Below are 13,844 nucleotides of genomic sequence, written 5' to 3' on the forward strand. Positions count from 1 at the left end.
AGAAAAGCTTAATTGTACTCATTGACTTGCTAGCGAGATTATTCATCTCATTTATAGTCGATTACTCGACTGTGCTTACTCACTCGTTGTTCAGTTTTCAAAGATCAATTTGCTTTCGTTCTCTGCCGTGTTACCGAAGCAGCGAAAAGTAATATACCATATCTGTTTTTCAATTGCAAGCTTTAATTTTTACATCCATTCGTGAAGATATTCAACACGTTCAGATCTTTATTTCTGCTTGCGCCCCGTTCCGTTTGGAACAAGAATCATAATATAGCACATACGATTTTGGAATGCAACCCTTGTCCTTGCATTTTATAAAAAGAACCTCCTAGCCCCAGTATTATCTGACAGCTATGAGGCTCCATGGGTTCTTTACTAAAACTATTTTAACCTGATACCTTTAAGCAATAATTCCAGGGGTTCTCTCTCTTCATTTTCACCCCGATGATCATACTCGACAAGCTTATCCAACCGAGCAACTTGATGGCCATAGTCATACATGGCAGCAGCCACTACGGATAAACGCAGCAGTCCTTGCGGCTGTTTCGTATATCGATCAATGAGATCCGTCATGAACCGATCATTCTCAGCTTCCATCTCCATGCCTTCCGAGCTGATATCTTTCAGTTTGTCATCGAATTTCAGCAGCACATGTTCGTGAAACTTAATTAGCTTTTCCATATGTTGATCAAAATAGTCGTCAATCGCTTCCGTTCGAGCCGCCTGAAAGTAATGCTCATCTACGGATTCAAGAACCTCTAATCCTTTATGCATAGCGAGCAGCTTTTGTTTGTATACAACAAGCTCGCGAATCCGGCTGAAGCCATTCCCCTTGCCTTTGAGCCTTTTGATCTCTTCTTCCATGAGCCTGTACTTTTCCGACAAGGATTTCAGACTGCTGCGAAGGTTTTCTTTTTCCTCACGAAACACAGTTTCCTTCATTTCATTGGAGATAACGGTGCGAAGGAGGAGTGACATTTTGCTGAAAATAGTCTGGATCTGTGCAGCGAACTGCTCCTTCGGCTTGGGCGGGAAGAAGAGAATATTCACTACAAAGGCACAGCCGATACCAATTAAACTAAGAAGCAGCCGATTCAGCGCGAACTCCCACTCTCCAGAAGCCTCCATCACCGCTACAACGGTAACCAAAGTAAGACCTATTGTTTCTTCCATACGCATTCTAAGACTGATGATAATGACAATAATACAGACAATGCCAATTGCAATGACATTATTTGAGAAAAATATTCCCGCCAACAGTGCCAATGCCGCACCAAGAATATTCGTCTGCAGCTGCTCTAAAAAGTAGCGCCACGAACGATAAATCGAAGGCTGCATAGCAAAAATGGCAGCAACAGCGGCAATGACAGGAGGAGTAAAATTAAGCCAGGCACTTATGTATAAGGCCAAAGCAACGGCGATACCCGTTTTCCAAACACGCGCACCGAAAACCATGAAATCCCCCTCATCCCAAATATTGATTCCCTATTATCTTACACAGGTAAAGGGATTGATGCAAAGTAACTCCTTAAGTCCCTGCTTCGATTCTGCCAGTCAACTTGCATGACAGTCCCATGCGGAAGCCATACTGTTAAAGTAATTTCCATAAACTCGGCTGGAGGCTTCTATGATCAAACAAAAATGGCGAATTCCGCCCACACAAGGGCTTGGATTTAAGCTCAGCAAAGGACAAACGGTTAGAATAACCGACGTAGAAGGCGAGCAGGTTGCCGACTTTGTCGCCTATCGTGTAGACGATTTTAGAGAACGTTTGGACCCTGGAGTTACGATGGATGCCCTTCATAAATTGAAATTGAAGCCAGGAGACCTGCTTTATACCAATACATACAAGCCAATGCTAACCCTAGTAACTGATCGCGTAGGTCAGCATGATTTCATTAATCCAGCTTGCCGCAGCGAAATGTATGAAGTGCTCTATAGTAAAAAAGACCATGCAAGCTGCTATCATAACCTGAATCAGGCCCTAGCCGAGTTCGCAATTCCCATCCCTGACCAACATTACCCCATTAATTTGTTTATGAATACCATCATAGAACCATCAGGGGAAATCACGATAGAGAGGCCGTTATCGAAGGCTGGAGATTATATTGAACTTCGAGCGGAAATGGATTTAATCATAGCTGTGTCTGCTTGTCCGTGCTCCGAGAGCGCATGTAATGGGTTCAAGTGCACACCTATTGACATCGAGATTATGTAGGCATTCACCCAACTCTTCCACTCAGCATACTATGCTCCGAATGGAAGAAGGAGGGTTTGGTTATGGTTCATTTGAAATCCAAAAGTTGGCTGGATCGCTATGTAGGTGAGCTGCCTGATTGGCAGCAAGATGCCTTTCGCAAGTTCGGGCATATGATTGCGGATGAAGACCGGATGTACCCCTGTATACCAGGGCGGCAGGGTTTTCTCACCGACAGCTTGCGGTTCGGTTTTGCAGCAGATCCCAGATCTGATCAAGCCATTGAAGAAGCTGCGCAGCTGCTGCAACAATACGGCGAATGCTCCCGTGATACCGGCCGGTTTGCTTCGCTTGTACTATTTTTCGAAACGCCGGAAGACATGGTGGCTGAATTCACCGTGGAAGATTACGAGCAAGTCTTCTGGTCCGTCTTGAGCCGGGTAAGCGCCACAGATCCGGTTCCTTGGCCCGCACACATTCCTCAAGATCCCTCCCACCATGCATGGGAGTTCTGTTATAGTGGCCATCCGTACTTCGCCTTTTGCGGGACACCTGCCCATCAAGTTCGCCGAAGCAGAAGGACGCCTTATTTTCTAATCACCTTCCAGCCCCGATGGGTTTTCGAAGAAATTAATGATTCAACCGCTTTCGGACGCAATATGAAAAACCTAATTCGCCAAAAACTAGTCGAGTACGACGGCGTTCCCGCACATCCCTCACTCAAATGGTACGGTCAGGCAGACAATCTGGAATGGGAGCAATATTTCCTGCGTGATGATGAAAGTATAGCTCCTAAATGCCCTTTTGCTTCTATGGCCATGAAAAAGAAGTAATGAAAAAACCAGCCAAGGCCTATGCGGACCGAAGCTGGTTATCTTTTTTTAATGAATCGTTTCCCGATTATTTGGAGGCATCTGCGGCATGCCTTGGGCCGGGACGAAGGTATTCAGCATTTTCTGCATATCCGAAGTCCCAAGCTGTGGAACCTGATAGTAGGCATTTCTATTCTGATACAAGAAAATCTCATAGGCCATCTCGATAAAATTCTGCACCTGGGAGGCTAGTACACGACGAACTGCAGGGTTCGTCACCTCAACGGAAGTCATCGTCAATAGAGAGGCATGAGATTTAATAAGCCCCAGCATATGCGCACTAATACCAGCGTCCTTCACATCAGCCAGCGATTGATTCGGCTTTTTGGGCTGCGTAGGCTTGATCCCATAGATGGGCTGAGACAGATTCCTTATCATGTAGGTCTGCGTCTCTTCGCTCGGCTTCTGTCCCGTAGTAAAGCACTCTGCCGTTAAATTGTAGTGGTAGAGCGTAAAGCTGTACTGATGGTCCAAAATGTCCAGAAGCTCAGGATCTTGGACGAACTGTCTGAAAATCATAAACTGATCCAGTACATTAATGGAACAAGCTAACACTTCGTGCAAATCAAAGAGCTCATGTCCCCCATGGTTCATGTTAGGTGCCATTTGATTCATGTTGTTATATGGTGTTTGCTGCTGCATCTCGAAGTCTCCTTTAATTGATGGATTGGTAACTTCGATAATATGAGTTAGAATGACGGAAATTATACAATTTCTCCTACTTCAGCAGCAGCGAGGCCCAAGTGGTTTCAAGCCACTTATCAAAGTCAGCACCCTTGTCCCCTTCGTACGTATCGTACACATCCGTTCTGGTTTTTTGGAGCTTTTCTTTGAATGCTTCAAAGCTATGACCTTCCGGTAGGCTCTTTTTAATACGCACGAACACCTTGCCTGCTCCTTTGACCAAATCCCCTTTTTTCCGCGGCGGCAGCTGGACATCTTCCCCAAATGCTTTTAGCTTGCGATAAGCTAATTCTTGAATGGGATACACGGCATCGTTAGTTAGGATACGGGTCAAAATATTTATGCTCTGTTGATCATTCCATTGACCTAACTGTTCAACAGCATCCAGACGTTCTCTCCAATTGGAGGAACGATTCGCGGATTTTTTTAACTCTTCAAAATTAGCTGGCACTTCATTGTTTAATTCTATATTCAACTGACTCAAGCTCCTTCGACTGCTGCAATTTGCGCATGTTCTTTTACTACAATGATGTTACACTTTTTTGGGGCTAAGCGCCAATGAAATGGACTTACGGCTGCAGACTTCGAAAAAATAGTTCGAAACTGACTGCCATTTGGGTATTAAGCTTGTCATCGCCCATCCCCATTCCCCAGGTAATTAATACACCCATATAAGTTTGAATGGCTTGATCCGCGATCATTTCTGCCGGGAAGACCGTTGAGAACTCCCCTCGTTTCTGTGCTTCTTCTATTAGAGGAATGAGCACTACTTTCAGCTCTTCCAACATCTCCAGCTGATTGGACAGTGACTTCTCGTTACTAAGATTGCTTTGAAATAGCGCACGGGCAAGCTGTCTAGTATACGGCACAAGCCTTACCAATTCTATAAGGAACTCCCGTAAATGAGGGAGAATCGGCCCGCTTTTATCCTTCAGCTTAACGAACTCAGTCGACGCCCAGAATGTCTGAATATCACAGAACACTTCTTCCTTCGTGGCAAAATAGTTGAAAAACGTTCCCTTCGCCACACCAGCTCGTTCCGTAATCTGATGAACCGTAGTCTCTTCGTAACCTTGCTCCGCAAATAGTTCGAGCGCTGTGTCTATGATCTTTTTGCGCGTTGCCCGCTTTTTTTCCTCACGGTTCATTGGGTCATCTCCGTTTATCGCTAATGTATACGCTGTATGTTCCAAGTATAGAGGAAACTGCATGTTTGTTCAATTCATTAAATGACCATCGGTCTAATATTATATGAATGTTCGAACCGTTACACTGCGAATGCCGCAACACAGCATTCATGCTCAAAACCCTGAGGCAGGCCGCCTCAGGGTTTTGAGTTTTGCTTTTATCAGTATCGAGCTAGCTAGAGCTTACGACAATCCCCCTGCAGTACTTGCAAACTGCCGCATCGATTTCGATTTCCTCATTGCAGTAGGAGCACTCCTTATGTGTTTTCACTGCTGTTGACTCTACCGCGGATTTCCTCTTCGTGCTAACCAAGATTAACAAACCGATTACAACAATGACAACGACGATTATCCAAAAAACCATACCGAAACACCTCCTAGTTGAAAATCAACTTTTGATGAATCCGTATATGTATATTCGCCCATGCTTGTCTGTTTGTCTTAGTCATTTATATTCGTTTCGGATAGTTTAATTATTACCATTATTTATTGCTCTTCTGCCACTCTTTGAACTGTCTGTCATACTCGGCAACGACCTTTTGCAAGCCTGCAGCATTCATTTTCTTAAGGGCATCCGGAAATGCCTTATCGTAGTCGACAAGCCCCAGCTTAATCGGATAAATACTTGTTTTCAGCTCAGCCAAGCAATTCGCGTACTCAACGCCTACTTTGCTCGCGTCAAAATTAAAGCCAACAACAACACTGTTTACTGCATTCTGCTCAACCGTGGTTCTGGCCTTCACATAGGCAGGGTGCGTATCTGGAGTCCATCTGCCCATCTGAATGTTGCCCAGCATCCAAAACTGAAGCTGATAAGCAGGTGCGTTCTTATCATCCTTTTTCAGCAACTCCATTTTGTTGGCGCCGCCATCTTTCCAATGTGTATCTTTAATGCCGTATAAAACTAAATCAAAATTCTCCTGCTTGAGATTCAGCCAATTCAAGAACTGAATCGCCGCTTCCGGATGCTTACTAGTTGCGGAAATCCCGTTAGAGTTTCGCACCCCGTAAGAACGGAATTTCGGCTTATCGTTTAAATAATACATATCGAGCTCGGCTCCCGGGACTTTCTCAGCGAGCAGTTTCGATCCTCCGATTCCTTCGCCTTCCCGGAACAGAATTCTACCATTGCTTTCTTCTTTAGCGGATACTTCCTTAGGTACCGTCAAAATGTCCGGATTCACTAATTTCTTCAAATAGGCATCTCTAAAAAATTGTGTATCCTTCTTAAATTCCGGTGTTTCGATCCATGGCTTCACAGTGCCCTGCTGATCAACGGAGATCAAATCTTGGAATACGGCAAATGGATAGGTGTCGTACGTTGTGTGTAGATAGGCAGGTGTTTCTTCCGCTAATACACGAATATAGACGTCCTTATTGTCCTCAGGCCAATTCTTCTTAATTGTTTCTGCTGCCGTGAGCAGCTCCTGCGGCGATTTCGGCGGTTGAAGGTTGTTCTTCTTTAATAGATCCGTTCTAAAGGTAACCATGCCATCTGCATTCGCGGTATCCGTCCAGAAATCCGGAACAAAATATGTCTTCCCATTGATTTTGGCAGCGCCCCATACCCAATCAGGGAGACTTTTCTTAAGATCAGCTCCGTACTTGGCAAGCAGATCATCAATTGGAATGATACCCCCATTGCTTGCGAGGACGTTAGGGCCTTTCAGGTCATGCATGATGTGAATGATTTCGAATTCCTCGCCGGTCGACATCATGAGGTTTGTTTTCTGATCCCAAACGTCCCATGGAATGTAAATGGCTTTATAAGTAAGGTTTAAACCATCTTGCGCAAGCTTCTTATTGATCGCTTCTTCCACCATAGCTTGATCCTGTGGCGCCGTACCCGGCATCACGTAGCGCACCATGAGTTTCTCTGTTCCTCCAGCCTTAGATCCAGACTGATCTGCTGGTGTACTTACTGCTGGGTCTGCTGACTTCGTGCAGGCAGAAAGTATCGACATGATCAAAGTGATACAAAGCAGCCAAATCCAAGAACGTTTGAACTTATTGGACTTTGAGTACAAATTGAACCCACTCCTTATAAACCAATTTATATGACAGGTCCATCGTAGCCGCCACCCACATGATAGGTAAACTTAAAAAACCTATAATCGCTTCAAATAAAAGAGATTTACCGATTTCAAATTTAGGGGATTCATTTACAAATTAGAAAATAGCATCACCCTAACTTCTCACCCAGAGCATCAGATCGGAACTGTGCAGGAGAAACCCCATATTTCTTCTTAAACAATGTGTAAAAATAGGTCGTATTATAAATACCGATCTTCTCGCTTATCGTATTTGCCGATTCGTTTGTTTCCAGCAGTAATTCCTTTGCTTTCTCTAGCCGTACATGCTTTAAATAATCATTAAAAGACATCTTGCAGTAAGCCTTAAACAGTTTCCCGAAATATCCCGGTGTCAGCTGCACTTGTTCAGAGAGACCCTCGAGTGAAATATCGGGCTTCGCATAGTTTCGATCGATAAACTCCTTGATCTCCTCCACAATATCGTTCTGGCGGCCCTTCGACTTCGCTTTTATGTTGTCGCAGATCTTATAGCACACTTGTTCTAATTCGAAAGCCGCTTCATGTAGAGATTCATAATTGGTCAGACTCGTTGCAATTTCAATGAAATGCTTCGCTTCATGATTTCCAACAGCAGACAAGTCAAAATGGATATACATAGAGATAATCAGCTGATTTAAGCATAACAGTGCTTGGTCATAAGGCAGTTGGCTTGCATACTGGATTAATTCCTCCATCTCACTCTGGACAGCTTCATGATGAGAGATTTGTATGGCTTCGATGAGCCTTTTTTCCAAATTACTCGGATATTTAAACTCCTCTTTGGCTTCATAAGTTTCCTCAGCATATGTAAACATCTGTCCTTTACCAGCAAAAAAACGCTGCTGCAACGCTTCTTTGGCATGAGCATACGAGTTGCGAATATCTGCGTCAGTTTGAACGATAGAGCCAATTGAAGCAGTTACAGAAATCTTGAAAAACTTTTTCACATTCGTTTGAATTTCTCCAACCAATCTAGGGAGCTCAGTCTGAGGAACGTCTGTTTCCAACTGCCCCAAAACACCGATTTCATCTGCCTCCACGACCACAGCCTCCATACCCGTCAAGTCTTGGGCAATGTTACATACCGCGAATCGAATTAAGGATTGTGACTTCTCCGAGTGCTTATTACTGAAATCTGCAAAGTCATCAATCTTGAGCAGCATGACTAGGAAATACGGTCCTCGCAGCTGTTCGCGATACTGATTACTCAAGTCTACTTGACTCCCTTTAAAATAATTGAGCAGGTAACTTTTCTTGGCAATATGCAGCGCTGGACCCATAAATGCTATCTTGTCAGCGATATTTTGAAAGGCTTCATCTAATAACAAATATTCGTTTACTTTCTTGGTAGTGTCCAAATCGTCATTTTTATACACTGACATCATTTTCCTGAGCAGTTTTTCCATCGGGTTGTACATCTGATTCGTTAGCCAAAGTGATACGGCCATACATAACACAAACATTGACAATGCTATGGCAAGCACGACCCCTTTTATATAATTCAGATTAGCTAACAAATCCTTATAACGATTAACGCTGATGAAATACCAATTTAATTCGTTCGATTTCACGAAGCTGACCAAATGCTTCTCCCCATCGATCTCCGTTGTAAAATTACCGCTGCTTTCTTTGGAATGAATTGTATCGCTTATGTACTTATCCCTGACATTATTTTCAAGGAAATGCGCCCCATCACTGTGGGAGAAAATCGTCCCTAGATCGTCTGTCACCATAATAAAGTTTGAGCTGTTGTTTTTCATGCCTTGAATTAATTTCTGTATGTACTTCTCTTCCATGTTGATGACGATAGCGCCCTTTTTTGGCAAATAGGAATTATACCCTGGTTGCAGTACAAAAGTTAATACATTAACGTCAAGGCCCGACACAGGGTCATGAATCGTTCGGGGATACAATTTACTGTATTTTTTCTCACGTTCGTGATTAATATTTTGTAAAAGTTCATTCTCGTCCTGCCGGGTGATGCCCTTCGTGTTCATGTAGCGGTCCGTGTACCCGTTATAGATTCCGATAGAATTCAGAAAAGGATAGCCGGATTGAATGTCAGAAAGCGCTCTCACAAGGCGGTATTCTTTAATACGGTCAAGTTCTGGATTATACATCGTCGATACAATGTCAGTATTGTTAATCAAATGATTGCCGATTTCATATACCTGCTGATTGACGATGTTGGCAACATAACTCGTTTGACTCAACATGGATTTGGAAATGCTGCCAACCTCCTTAACAGCGTTCATCGAGAAGAACGTGTACAGCGTCATACAAACGACAGATATGGTAATTGAAGTTAGTAAAAGAAAGCTAAGAAATAGCTTTCGGTACGCGGAATGCCTCAGCATTTTACTTCTCATTTGCATGCGTTGTTCCTCCCAGATCGTCCGTTTTCGTATCGTTTTATTATAGCAAGAAAAGAATTTTAAATAATTCAATTACCGAAAATTATAAAAATAACGAGAAATTGAAATGCTCATTTATCCAATAAACAACGGGATTAAAGATATTCAAAGTTTACTCGCTTGTCACTTTAAACTAGTGTGAAGAGGTGCAGTTGCTTCGCTATTTCAACCTAAGGAGCGTACCACTATGAGCGCCATTAAAAAACAAGATTTATTCCGGGAACTAAGAAGGAATTATATCGCCTATTTGCTCGTCGTCCCTGCTGCTGTCTACACCTTTATTTATGGGTACATGACGCTCCCGTACATGTTGATCGCATTCCAGAAATTTAACTACAAGCTGGGTATTTGGGGCTCCCCATGGGTTGGTCTTGATAACTTCAAATTTTTCTTCTTATCCGACCGTGCCTGGCAAGTTACCTTCAATACGATCCGACTAAATTTCTTCTTTATCATTTTCGGTACCATATTTGCGTTATTATTAGCAATCCTGTTCAGTGAACTGAAAAGTCTCCGTTTCTCAAAAATCATGCAATCCACGATCCTGTTTCCGCATTTCTTGTCCTGGGTCATCATCAGTTATGTGATTTACAGTTTATTTGCGACCAATTACGGGCTCATTAACAAAACAATGACCATGTTTGATTTAAGCCCCATCAATTGGTACTCCTCGCCGCAGTACTGGGTGCAGATCCTGGTTACCACCAATGTATGGAAGGATGTCGGCATTTCGCTAGTTATCTACTTGGCCGCTATCACAGGCATTGACGCCTCGCTTTACGAAGCGGCCAAAATCGATGGTGCCAGCCGCTGGCAGCAGATTCGCTTCATTACTCTTCCGCTGCTCATGCCCACGGTTATTATTCTTTCCTTGCTCGCGTTAGGCAGAATCATGTACGGAAGTTTCGATATGATCTACGCCATCATAAAAGACAACGGATTGCTTTACCCAACCGTTGATGTCATCGACACCTACACGTTCCGGGCGCTGCGAACCATCGGTAACCCTGCACAAGCCATGGCCATTGGGCTGTATCAATCAATCGTTGGGTTTATCCTTGTGTTTGGCGTCAATTGGATCGTTCGCAAAGTAAGCCCTGATAACTCTCTGTTTTAAAGAAAGGAGCCGCCATGCGTACTGTAAAGCTATTTGACGCCGCTAATATGGTCTTCATTTTCATCGTATCCTTATTATGTACATTACCTCTACTACTGGTACTGATCGTATCTTTCACAGATGAACGTTATATCCAGACACATGGATATAGTTTTTTTCCTCAGCAACTATCGTTTGCCGCTTACCGTATGCTCTTTTCAGGTAACTCTCCACTGCTGCAAAGCTACATGGTTTCTATCGCCGTTACTGTGCTTGGTACATTCATAGCCGTTATCATCACCGCCATGGCGGGATATACCTTATCTGCCAAGCATTTAAAATACCGAAATAGTCTCGCTATGTTTTTCTTTATCACGATGGTGTTTAACACTGGACTTGTACCTTGGTATATGATCAGCACGGGCTTTGGTTTAAAAAACAACCTGTGGGCGCTCATCGTCCCCTCCCTCTTGTTTAATCCGTTCAACTTGTTTCTCGTCAGGAATTATATGAAGCAAATTCCAGATTCCTTAACTGAAGCTGCTCGGATCGATGGAGCCAACGACGCCTATATCGCCTTTCGAATCTTTATGCCGTTAAGTCTGCCCGTACTTGCGACAATTACGCTTTTCTATGGTATTGGCTACTGGAATAACTGGTTTAACGCGATTATGCTCGTTGATAAGAGCCAGTTGTTCCCTCTGCAATACTTACTGTTCAAATTAAATTCCGAAATCAGCATGATTCAGCAAATGCAGACTTCCTCAACAACCATGTCTACCGCACAGCTGCCGAGCGAATCCATCAAAATGGCCACAGCCATCGTAACCATTGGTCCTATTGTTTTGTTTTATCCATTCCTGCAAAAATACTTTATTAAAGGATTGCTGATCGGTTCTGTAAAAGAGTAAAACAAAAAGATCACCCTGAGGTGATCTTTTGTTTAAAGCTGGTGATGGGAATACTCCAATTCCTGATTGAACATGCTTCCTACGGAAGCAACTAGTGGTAGATTTGGACGCGCGTCCTAACGGACGGTCGAACCCTCTGCGGCTTCTCTTCCTTTCCCCTTCAAAACAAAAAGATCACCCTGAGGTGATCTTTTGTTTAAAGCGGGTGATGGGAATCGAACCCACGCTACCAGCTTGGAAGGCTGAAGTTCTACCATTGAACTACACCCGCATGATGTAAAAAGTCGGGACGACACGATTTGAACATGCGACCCCCTGCTCCCAAAGCAGGTGCTCTACCAAGCTGAGCTACGTCCCGAAAAATACCGGCGAGAGGACTCGAACCTCCACTCGTTAGAACTCGATTTTGAGTCGAGCGCGTCTGCCATTCCGCCACGCCGGCTTATGTGGCGCGCCCTGAGAGATTCGAACTCCCGACCTTTTGATTCGTAGTCAAATACTCTATCCAGCTGAGCTAAGGGCGCGTATGAAATTGAGGTAAATAATGCCGAAGACCGGACTTGAACCGGTACGATAGTCACCTATCGCAGGATTTTAAGTCCTGTGCGTCTGCCGATTCCGCCACTCCGGCTTGCTTAAAGGCAGAAGGCGCTACCCAGATTCGAACTGGGGGTAAAGCTTTTGCAGAGCTCTGCCTTACCACTTGGCTATAGCGCCAAAAAGCGGAAGACGGGATTCGAACCCGCGACCCTCGCCTTGGCAAGGCGATGCTCTACCCCTGAGCCACTTCCGCATGATAATGGGGTTCCCCAAACATTTTTGGGAAATAATGCGCGTAGAGGGACTTGAACCCCCACGGTCACCCGCTAGATCCTAAGTCTAGTGCGTCTGCCAATTCCGCCATACGCGCATGCTGTAAATAAGGCAAATGGTGAGTCATGTAGGATTCGAACCTACGACACCCTGATTAAAAGTCAGGTGCTCTACCAACTGAGCTAATGACTCATGAAAGAAACTGGGGATCAAGGATTTGAACCTTGGCATGACGGAGTCAAAGTCCGTTGCCTTACCGCTTGGCTAATCCCCAATGGGTAGGTAATGGGCGGACGACGGGACTTGAACCCGCGAATGCTGGATCCACAAACCAGTGCGTTAACCCCTTCGCCACGACCGCCGCATTAGAAAGATAAAGAAATGGAGGCTGATGGATTCGAACCACCGAACTCGGAGAGAGCAGATTTACAGTCTGCCGTGTTTAGCCACTTCACTAAGCCTCCATGATGTAAAACCTTTTGCAATTCTGGTGCCGTCGAGAGGACTTGAACCCCCAACCTACTGATTACAAGTCAGTTGCTCTACCAGTTGAGCTACAACGGCATATTCATTAGTTATAATGGCGGAGCCGACGGGATTCGAACCCGCGGTCTCCTGCGTGACAGGCAGGCATGTTAGGCCTCTACACCACGGCTCCACATTTATAAATTTGAATAATGGTGGAGGCTGACGGGATCGAACCGCCGACCCTCTGCTTGTAAGGCAGATGCTCTCCCAGCTGAGCTAAGCCTCCATGGGAATGAACTTCTAAAGTGAAAATGGTGACCCGTAGGGGACTCGAACCCCTGTTACCTCCGTGAAAGGGAGGTGTCTTAACCACTTGACCAACGGGCCATGCTTAATGAAAATATACCAACGGAGAGAGAGGGATTCGAACCCTCGCACCACTTACGCAGTCTAACCCCTTAGCAGAGGGTCCCCTTATAGCCACTTGGGTATCTCTCCAATATAACGAACTGGTAGCGGCAGAGGGGCTCGAACCCCCGACCTTACGGGTATGAACCGTACGCTCTAGCCAGCTGAGCTACGCCGCCATAATGTCTATTTTATAAGAAACGGAGAAGGAGGGATTCGAACCCTCGAGACGCTTGTGACGCCTACACGATTTCCAATCGTGCTCCTTCGGCCAGCTCGGACACTTCTCCTAGTATTTATGGGTTAGGACTCCCCGAACAGGACTCGAACCTGTGACAACTCGATTAACAGTCGAGTGCTCTACCAACTGAGCTATCAGGGAATATGGTGGAGCCAAGCGGGATCGAACCGCTGACCTCCTGCTTGCAAGGCAGGCGCTCTCCCAGCTGAGCTATGGCCCCTTAAGGCTTGTCTGGAATCAAAAAAGAAATGGTAGGCCCTAGTGGACTCGAACCACCGACCTCACCCTTATCAGGGGTGCGCTCTAACCAGCTGAGCTAAGGGCCTATATTTGTGACTACTCCAAAGGGTTGAAAAAACACCCACAAGGGGTACTGCTTGGCAACGTTCTACTCTCCCAGAACCCTGCGGTTCAAGTACCATCGACGCTGGAGGGCTTAACGGTCGTGTTCGAGATGGGAACGCGTGGGTCCCCTCCG

The 13,844-nt window shown here is 44.9% G+C and carries 11 protein-coding genes, 22 tRNA genes and 1 rRNA gene; 4 read left to right on the plus strand and 30 right to left on the minus strand.

Annotated elements, in window-relative coordinates; all coding sequences use genetic code 11:
• Window positions 1-384: 384 nt before the first annotated feature.
• Window positions 385-1,458 carry an FUSC family protein gene (locus tag AC58VC_RS38015; protein ID WP_497376668.1) on the minus strand — a complete coding sequence of 358 codons (1,074 nt, stop codon included), beginning with the start codon at window positions 1,456-1,458 and terminating at the stop codon, window positions 385-387.
• 175 nt (window positions 1,459-1,633) lie between these two features.
• On the opposite strand from AC58VC_RS38015, the gene AC58VC_RS38020 reads away from it, so the two are divergent.
• Together AC58VC_RS38020 and AC58VC_RS38025 are read left to right on the plus strand one after the other, a co-directional pair.
• On the plus strand, window positions 1,634-2,221 hold the full coding sequence (locus tag AC58VC_RS38020) for a DUF1989 domain-containing protein (protein ID WP_497376678.1): 588 nt from the start codon (window positions 1,634-1,636) through the stop codon (window positions 2,219-2,221).
• 62 nt (window positions 2,222-2,283) lie between these two features.
• Window positions 2,284-3,033, plus strand: coding sequence for a YqcI/YcgG family protein (locus AC58VC_RS38025; RefSeq protein WP_497376669.1), 750 nt, complete (start codon window positions 2,284-2,286; stop codon window positions 3,031-3,033).
• 48 nt (window positions 3,034-3,081) lie between these two features.
• On the opposite strand, the gene AC58VC_RS38030 is transcribed toward AC58VC_RS38025, so the two are convergent.
• From AC58VC_RS38030 to AC58VC_RS38055, 6 genes are all read right to left on the minus strand, one after another.
• Window positions 3,082-3,714 (minus strand): spore coat protein, encoded by a 633-nt coding sequence (locus tag AC58VC_RS38030; RefSeq protein WP_497376670.1) that lies wholly within the window; start codon window positions 3,712-3,714, stop codon window positions 3,082-3,084.
• Window positions 3,715-3,790: 76 nt separating this feature from the next.
• Window positions 3,791-4,231, minus strand: coding sequence for a HEAT repeat domain-containing protein (locus AC58VC_RS38035; protein ID WP_497376671.1), 441 nt, complete (start codon window positions 4,229-4,231; stop codon window positions 3,791-3,793).
• 94 nt (window positions 4,232-4,325) lie between these two features.
• A complete protein-coding gene (locus AC58VC_RS38040) occupies window positions 4,326-4,904 on the minus strand; it encodes a TetR/AcrR family transcriptional regulator (RefSeq protein ID WP_161406612.1) in 579 nt (192 codons plus the stop codon).
• 211 nt (window positions 4,905-5,115) lie between these two features.
• Window positions 5,116-5,307 carry a hypothetical protein gene (locus AC58VC_RS38045; RefSeq protein ID WP_497376672.1) on the minus strand — a complete coding sequence of 64 codons (192 nt, stop codon included), beginning with the start codon at window positions 5,305-5,307 and terminating at the stop codon, window positions 5,116-5,118.
• Between the two features lie 118 nt (window positions 5,308-5,425).
• On the minus strand, window positions 5,426-6,907 hold the full coding sequence (locus tag AC58VC_RS38050) for an extracellular solute-binding protein (protein ID WP_497376673.1): 1,482 nt from the start codon (window positions 6,905-6,907) through the stop codon (window positions 5,426-5,428).
• Window positions 6,908-7,125: 218 nt separating this feature from the next.
• Window positions 7,126-9,390 (minus strand): helix-turn-helix domain-containing protein, encoded by a 2,265-nt coding sequence (locus AC58VC_RS38055; RefSeq protein ID WP_497376675.1) that lies wholly within the window; start codon window positions 9,388-9,390, stop codon window positions 7,126-7,128.
• Window positions 9,391-9,616: 226 nt separating this feature from the next.
• Between AC58VC_RS38055 and AC58VC_RS38060 the strand changes: the two genes are divergently transcribed.
• Together AC58VC_RS38060 and AC58VC_RS38065 are read left to right on the plus strand one after the other, a co-directional pair.
• Window positions 9,617-10,546, plus strand: a complete 930-nt coding sequence (locus tag AC58VC_RS38060) for an ABC transporter permease (protein WP_497376676.1) — start codon at window positions 9,617-9,619, stop codon at window positions 10,544-10,546.
• Window positions 10,547-10,560: 14 nt separating this feature from the next.
• Window positions 10,561-11,436: a carbohydrate ABC transporter permease gene (locus AC58VC_RS38065; protein ID WP_497376677.1), complete on the plus strand. Its 876-nt coding sequence runs from the start codon at window positions 10,561-10,563 to the stop codon at window positions 11,434-11,436.
• Window positions 11,437-11,636: 200 nt separating this feature from the next.
• Here the strand turns inward: AC58VC_RS38065 and AC58VC_RS38070 are convergent.
• From AC58VC_RS38070 to rrf, 23 genes are all read right to left on the minus strand, one after another.
• Window positions 11,637-11,707 (minus strand) — tRNA-Gly (locus tag AC58VC_RS38070).
• Window positions 11,708-11,720: 13 nt separating this feature from the next.
• Window positions 11,721-11,794, minus strand: a tRNA-Pro gene (locus AC58VC_RS38075).
• Between the two features lie 5 nt (window positions 11,795-11,799).
• Window positions 11,800-11,878: transfer RNA gene (locus AC58VC_RS38080), tRNA-Leu, on the minus strand.
• Between the two features lie 5 nt (window positions 11,879-11,883).
• A tRNA-Arg gene (locus tag AC58VC_RS38085) sits at window positions 11,884-11,960 on the minus strand.
• A 21-nt stretch (window positions 11,961-11,981) separates the two neighbouring features.
• Window positions 11,982-12,067 (minus strand) — tRNA-Leu (locus AC58VC_RS38090).
• Window positions 12,068-12,082: 15 nt separating this feature from the next.
• Window positions 12,083-12,153, minus strand: a tRNA-Cys gene (locus AC58VC_RS38095).
• Window positions 12,154-12,157: 4 nt separating this feature from the next.
• Window positions 12,158-12,229, minus strand: a tRNA-Gly gene (locus AC58VC_RS38100).
• A gap of 37 nt (window positions 12,230-12,266) precedes the next feature.
• A tRNA-Leu gene (locus AC58VC_RS38105) sits at window positions 12,267-12,346 on the minus strand.
• Between the two features lie 19 nt (window positions 12,347-12,365).
• Window positions 12,366-12,441 (minus strand) — tRNA-Lys (locus AC58VC_RS38110).
• 10 nt (window positions 12,442-12,451) lie between these two features.
• Window positions 12,452-12,523: transfer RNA gene (locus AC58VC_RS38115), tRNA-Gln, on the minus strand.
• A gap of 14 nt (window positions 12,524-12,537) precedes the next feature.
• Window positions 12,538-12,610, minus strand: a tRNA-His gene (locus tag AC58VC_RS38120).
• A gap of 21 nt (window positions 12,611-12,631) precedes the next feature.
• Window positions 12,632-12,713: transfer RNA gene (locus tag AC58VC_RS38125), tRNA-Tyr, on the minus strand.
• A gap of 24 nt (window positions 12,714-12,737) precedes the next feature.
• Window positions 12,738-12,813 (minus strand) — tRNA-Thr (locus AC58VC_RS38130).
• 17 nt (window positions 12,814-12,830) lie between these two features.
• A tRNA-Asp gene (locus tag AC58VC_RS38135) sits at window positions 12,831-12,907 on the minus strand.
• A 20-nt stretch (window positions 12,908-12,927) separates the two neighbouring features.
• Window positions 12,928-13,003, minus strand: a tRNA-Val gene (locus AC58VC_RS38140).
• A gap of 26 nt (window positions 13,004-13,029) precedes the next feature.
• Window positions 13,030-13,104, minus strand: a tRNA-Glu gene (locus AC58VC_RS38145).
• 22 nt (window positions 13,105-13,126) lie between these two features.
• Window positions 13,127-13,215, minus strand: a tRNA-Ser gene (locus tag AC58VC_RS38150).
• Window positions 13,216-13,227: 12 nt separating this feature from the next.
• A tRNA-Met gene (locus AC58VC_RS38155) sits at window positions 13,228-13,304 on the minus strand.
• 22 nt (window positions 13,305-13,326) lie between these two features.
• A tRNA-Ser gene (locus AC58VC_RS38160) sits at window positions 13,327-13,415 on the minus strand.
• A 19-nt stretch (window positions 13,416-13,434) separates the two neighbouring features.
• A tRNA-Asn gene (locus AC58VC_RS38165) sits at window positions 13,435-13,507 on the minus strand.
• 3 nt (window positions 13,508-13,510) lie between these two features.
• Window positions 13,511-13,586: transfer RNA gene (locus AC58VC_RS38170), tRNA-Ala, on the minus strand.
• A gap of 29 nt (window positions 13,587-13,615) precedes the next feature.
• Window positions 13,616-13,692 (minus strand) — tRNA-Ile (locus AC58VC_RS38175).
• Between the two features lie 49 nt (window positions 13,693-13,741).
• Window positions 13,742-13,844: ribosomal RNA gene (gene rrf / locus AC58VC_RS38180) — 5S ribosomal RNA — on the minus strand; the annotation flags it as partial.

The sequence above is a fragment of the Paenibacillus sp. J22R67 genome, from assembly GCF_059692175.1.

Bases quoted from the DNA above. Each gene is read 5' to 3' on its own strand.
- AC58VC_RS38060 (WP_497376676.1), top strand. From the start codon at position 9,617: ATGAGCGCCATTAAAAAACAAGATTTATTCCGGGAACTAAGAAGGAAT.
- AC58VC_RS38055 (WP_497376675.1), bottom strand. From the start codon at position 9,390: ATGCAAATGAGAAGTAAAATGCTGAGGCATTCCGCGTACCGAAAGCTA.
- AC58VC_RS38045 (WP_497376672.1), bottom strand. From the start codon at position 5,307: ATGGTTTTTTGGATAATCGTCGTTGTCATTGTTGTAATCGGTTTGTTA.
- AC58VC_RS38015 (WP_497376668.1), bottom strand. From the start codon at position 1,458: ATGGTTTTCGGTGCGCGTGTTTGGAAAACGGGTATCGCCGTTGCTTTG.
- AC58VC_RS38040 (WP_161406612.1), bottom strand. From the start codon at position 4,904: ATGAACCGTGAGGAAAAAAAGCGGGCAACGCGCAAAAAGATCATAGAC.
- AC58VC_RS38025 (WP_497376669.1), top strand. From the start codon at position 2,284: ATGGTTCATTTGAAATCCAAAAGTTGGCTGGATCGCTATGTAGGTGAG.
- AC58VC_RS38050 (WP_497376673.1), bottom strand. From the start codon at position 6,907: ATGTCGATACTTTCTGCCTGCACGAAGTCAGCAGACCCAGCAGTAAGT.
- AC58VC_RS38030 (WP_497376670.1), bottom strand. From the start codon at position 3,714: ATGCAGCAGCAAACACCATATAACAACATGAATCAAATGGCACCTAAC.
- AC58VC_RS38065 (WP_497376677.1), top strand. From the start codon at position 10,561: ATGCGTACTGTAAAGCTATTTGACGCCGCTAATATGGTCTTCATTTTC.